This window comes from Kineococcus siccus, assembly GCF_009906795.1.
Classification (GTDB): domain Bacteria; phylum Actinomycetota; class Actinomycetes; order Actinomycetales; family Kineococcaceae; genus Kineococcus; species Kineococcus siccus.
On the sequence record NZ_JAAALN010000283.1, the window covers coordinates 1 to 4,465 of the forward strand.

Consider the following 4,465-nt stretch of genomic DNA (forward strand, 5'->3'; position numbering starts at 1 on the left):
TCCCCCGTCCTCGTCACGACACGGAGAGTGGCTCGTGAGCACCACGACGAACAGCCCGGTGATCGACAGCACCGAGGTGACGGTCCTCAGCGATCCCGCCGTCGCGCCGCCCCGCACCCCGCCGCGGCGCAGCCCCCGGGCCGCCGCCAAGGCGCTCGGCCACGTGTCCTTCGTGGGTGCGGGCCCGGGGGACCCGGGGCTCCTCACGGTCCGGGCCGTGGACCTGCTCGCGGGGGCCGACGTGGTCGTCCTGGACCAGGGCAGCCGCGAGGACCTCGTGGCGCGCTACGGCCGCGAGGGCGTCGAGGTCGTCGACGCCGGCGCCGGGGACGACGGCCGGCCGATGGCCCGCGCCGCCCGGGCGAAGCTCGTCGTCAAGGCCGCGAAGGCCGGGGGGCGCGTCGTGCGGCTCATGGACGGCGACCCCTCGACGTTCACGGGCCTCGTCGAGGAGCTGTCGGCCTGCCGCAAGGCGGGCATCGGCTTCGACGTCGTCCCGGGCGTGTCCGCGGTCACGGCCGTCCCCGCCTACGCGGGGGTGCCGATGACGACCGCCTCGACCACGAGCGTGCACATCGTGCACCCCGCGGGCCGCACCCTGGACTGGGCCCAGCACGCCGCGACGGACGCGACCGTCCTCGTCCTCGGCGGCTGCGACGACCTGCGCGCGGCCGCGGCCGGCCTCCTCGCGGCGGGCCGCGACGGCTCGACGCCCGTGGCGCTGACGTCGCAGGGCACGACCACGACCCAGGCGACCGTGACGACGACGCTGGACCAGCTGGGCGCGGCGGCCGCGGTCGCCGGCGACGGCGTGCCGACGATGGCCGTCATCGGCGACGTCGTGAGCCTGCGCGAGCAGGCGTCCTGGTACGAGACCAAGTCGCTCTTCGGCTGGCGCGTGCTCGTGCCCCGCACCAAGCAGCAGGCGGGCGGGGTCACGCAGCGGCTCGCCGAGCACGGCGCGACCGCCGAGGTCGTGCCCACCATCTCCGTCGAGCCGCCGCGCACGCCGCAGCAGATGGAGAAGGCCGTCAAGGGTCTCGTCACGGGCCGCTACGAGTGGATCGGGTTCACGTCGGTCAACGCGGTCCGCGCGGTGCGCGAGAAGTTCACCGAGTACGGCCTCGACGCGCGCGCGTTCAGCGGCCTCAAGGTCGCCGCGGTGGGCGGGGTCACCGCGGACGCGCTGCGGGAGTGGGGGATCGAGCCCGACCTGGTGCCCGAGGAGGAGCAGTCCGCGACCGGTCTGCTGCAGGCGTGGCCGCCCTACGACGACGTGCTCGACCCCATCAACCGGGTGTTCCTGCCGCGCGCCGACATCGCCACCGACACCCTCGTCGCGGGTCTGGTGGAGAACGGCTGGGAGGTCGACGACGTCACGGCCTACCGGACGGTGCGCGCCGCGCCGCCCGCCGCACCGGTGCGCGACGCCATCAAGTCGGGCGCCTTCGACGCGGTCGTGTTCACGTCCAGCTCGACCGTGCGCAACCTCGTGGGGATCGCGGGCAAGCCGCACCCCTCGACCGTGGTCGCGTGCATCGGCCCGGCCACGGCCAAGACCGCCGAGGAGCACGGCCTGCGCGTCGACGTCCTCGCGCCGGAGCCGAGCTCGGACGCGCTCGTCGACGCCCTCGCCGCCTACGGCCAGGGCCTGCGGGCCGCGGCGGTCGAGGCGGGGGAGGAGCCCCTGCGCCCGAGCCAGCGCAAGTCCGCGTCGCGCCGGCGGGCCCGGTGAGCCTGCCCGTCCGGCCCCGCCGGCTGCGCTCGACCCCCGCGATGCGCCGCCTGGTCACCGACGTGCACCTGCGGCCGAGCGACCTCGTGCTGCCCGTCTTCGTGCGGGAGGGCCTGGACGAGCCGCAGCCCGTCCGGACGCTGCCGGGCGTGGTGCAGCACAGTCGCGCGTCGCTCGTCGCGGCCGCGAAGGAGGCCGCGGCCGCGGGCCTGGGCGGGATCATGCTGTTCGGCGTCCCCGCGCAGCGCGACGCGCTGGGTTCCGGTGCCGACGACCCCGACGGCATCCTCAACGTGGCGCTGGCCGACGTGCGCGACGCCGTGGGCGACGACCTCGTCGTCATGGCCGACCTGTGCCTCGACGAGTTCACCGACCACGGGCACTGCGGGGTGCTGGACGAGCGCGGTCGCGTCGACAACGACCGGACCCTGGAGCGCTACGCGTCGATGGCACTGGCGCAGGCCCGCGCGGGCGCCCACCTGCTGGGGCCCAGCGGCATGATGGACGGCCAGATCGGGCACCTGCGCGCGGTCCTGGACGCGGCCGGCCGCGACGACGTGTCGCTGCTCGCCTACGCCGTGAAGTACGCGTCGGCCTTCTACGGGCCGTTCCGCGAGGCCGTCGACTCCCAGCTGACGGGGGACCGGCGCACCTACCAGCAGGACCCGGCCGCGAACGCCTCCGAGGCCCTGCGCGAGGTCCGCCTCGACCTCGCCGAGGGTGCCGACCTGGTGATGGTCAAGCCCGGCCTGCCCTACCTCGACGTCCTGCGCGCCGTCGCCGACGTGGCCGACGTCCCCGTCGCGAGCTACCAGGTGTCAGGGGAGTACGCGATGGTCGAGTTCGCCGCGCAGGCGGGCGCGATCGACCGCGACCGCGTCGCGCTGGAGAGCCTGCTCGCCCTGCGGCGCGCCGGCGCGCAGGTGATCCTCACGTACTGGGCGCTCGAGGCCGCCCGCGGCTGGCTCGGCTGACCGGCGCGCGGTGACCTTCCACACCGGCAACGCCGACGCGGACGGGGCCGCCGACGGCGGCTGGCTCGTCGGCGGTTTCAAGGCCGACCACGCACCCGAGCTGGCGACGGCCGACGTCGAGGTGAAGTGGGCGCGCCTGGCCCCCGGTTCCCGCGACGACGCGTGGACGGACCCGGAGCCGCAGACGTCGCTGACCGTGCTGGTCAGCGGCGGGCAGACGATCCGGTTCCGCAGCGGTGGCGAGGCCGTGCTGCGGCAGTCCGGCGACTACGTGATCTGGTACCCCGGGGAGTCGCACACCTGGGAGGCCTCCGCCACGCAGGAGACCACCACCATCACCGTTCGGTGGCCGTCCAGCGTCCGCTGAGGCGGCTTCCGGCCCGCGCTGGTAGACACCTCGCGTGGACACCCTCGACATCGCGATCATCGGCGCCGGCAACATCGGCGGGAACCTCACGCGGCTCTTCACGGGCCTGGGCCACCGGGTGCGGGTGGCGAACTCCCGCGGCCCGGAGAGCCTGGCCGACCTGGCGTCGGAGACGGGCGCTGCGGCCGTGACGAACACCGAGGCCGCCGCGGGTGCCGACCTCGTCGTCGTCACCGTGCCGTTGAAGGCGGTCCCCGGTCTGCCGGCCGGGCTGCTGGACGGCGTCGCCGCGGGGACCGTCGTCGTCGACACGTGCAACTACTACCCGCGCGAGCGCGACGGGCGGATCGACGCGATCGAGGACGGGACGCCGGAGACGGCCTGGGTAGCGCAGCACCTCGACCCGGCCGGTCGCCTCCGCTGGGTGAAGGCGTTCAACGGCATCCAGGCCGAGCACCTGCTCACGGCCGGCCGGCCGGCGGGAGACCCCGAGCGCCGGGCGCTGCCGATCGCGGGCGACGACGCGGACGCCAAGGCCACGGTGACGGGGCTGCTCGACGCGGTCGGCTTCGACGCGGTCGACGCCGGGTCCGTGGCCGACTCCTGGCGCCAGCAGCCGGGCACCCCGGTCTACGGCGCCGAGGCGGGCGTCGACGGCATCAGGTCCGCGCTCGCCGAGGCGACCGCGGAGCGCCCGGAGGCGTTCCGGGGCTGACCGTCAGGACGGCGGTCCGACCGTCGCGCCGGCTGCGTCGTACACGTCGAGGCGGTGCACGTCGAGGTTCCGCGGGTAGACAGCACCGCCCACCGCAGTCCGGGCTGCCGCGGGTCGTCGACGACCCCCAGGTCCTGCTGAGTGCCGTCGGACAGGTGGACCACGACGGCACGCACGTCCCCGTGCAGCTTCACCAGCCACGTGGCCGGTTCGTCGGCATCACCCCTGCTCTGGCTGATGTCCGTGACCTGCCCGGGCACCAGGGGAGTGGAACGGGCACCGGTGCCCCAACACTGCCGCCCGCCGGCGGTGCGCAGGTCGAGCACGACGCCCGGCCCGCGAGGGGTGTCCTCGCTCCGCAAGGTGAACCGTGCGCCGGGGCGTCGGTGCCCTGCAGCATCAGGGTGTTCACCCCGCCGAGTGTGGGGCCGTGGGGCCTCTGCGTCGACGGGGTCAGAACGGTGGTGGTGAGTCGTCCACCGGTGACGGCGGGGGCAGGAGGGCGCGCCGGTTCCCCGCGTTCCGCCGACGGTTCGCGGTCGCCGTTTCGTAGACGTACTGGGTCTTGAAGCGGTGGTGGCTGCGGCACAGGGGTTGCAGGTTGTCCGCGGTGGACGCCCCTTCGGGCCAGGCGATGACGTGGTCGAGGTCGCAGTCGATCGCGGCGACCCGGC

At 75.1% G+C, this 4,465-nt stretch carries 5 protein-coding genes; 4 read left to right on the plus strand and 1 reads right to left on the minus strand.

Annotated features, from left to right (window positions below; translation table 11 throughout):
* The first annotated feature begins 34 nt into the window (after window positions 1-34).
* From GTR02_RS20095 to GTR02_RS20110, 4 genes are read left to right on the plus strand one after another with little or no spacing between them, the layout of a single operon-like run.
* On the plus strand, window positions 35-1,735 hold the full coding sequence (locus tag GTR02_RS20095; RefSeq protein ID WP_166609255.1) for a uroporphyrinogen-III synthase: 1,701 nt from the start codon (window positions 35-37) through the stop codon (window positions 1,733-1,735).
* A complete protein-coding gene (hemB, locus tag GTR02_RS20100) occupies window positions 1,732-2,709 on the plus strand; it encodes a porphobilinogen synthase (protein WP_166609256.1) in 978 nt (325 codons plus the stop codon). The genes GTR02_RS20095 and hemB overlap by 4 nt, the downstream gene beginning before the upstream one ends.
* 10 nt (window positions 2,710-2,719) lie before the next feature.
* A complete protein-coding gene (locus tag GTR02_RS20105) occupies window positions 2,720-3,076 on the plus strand; it encodes a signal peptidase I (protein WP_166609257.1) in 357 nt (118 codons plus the stop codon).
* 34 nt (window positions 3,077-3,110) lie between these two features.
* Entirely contained in the window at window positions 3,111-3,791 is a 681-nt protein-coding gene (locus GTR02_RS20110) for an NAD(P)-binding domain-containing protein (protein WP_166609258.1), read from the plus strand.
* A gap of 453 nt (window positions 3,792-4,244) precedes the next feature.
* On the opposite strand, the gene GTR02_RS20115 is transcribed toward GTR02_RS20110, so the two are convergent.
* The coding region (locus GTR02_RS20115; protein ID WP_166609259.1) for an HNH endonuclease at window positions 4,245-4,465 on the minus strand (221 nt) is incomplete at its 5' end.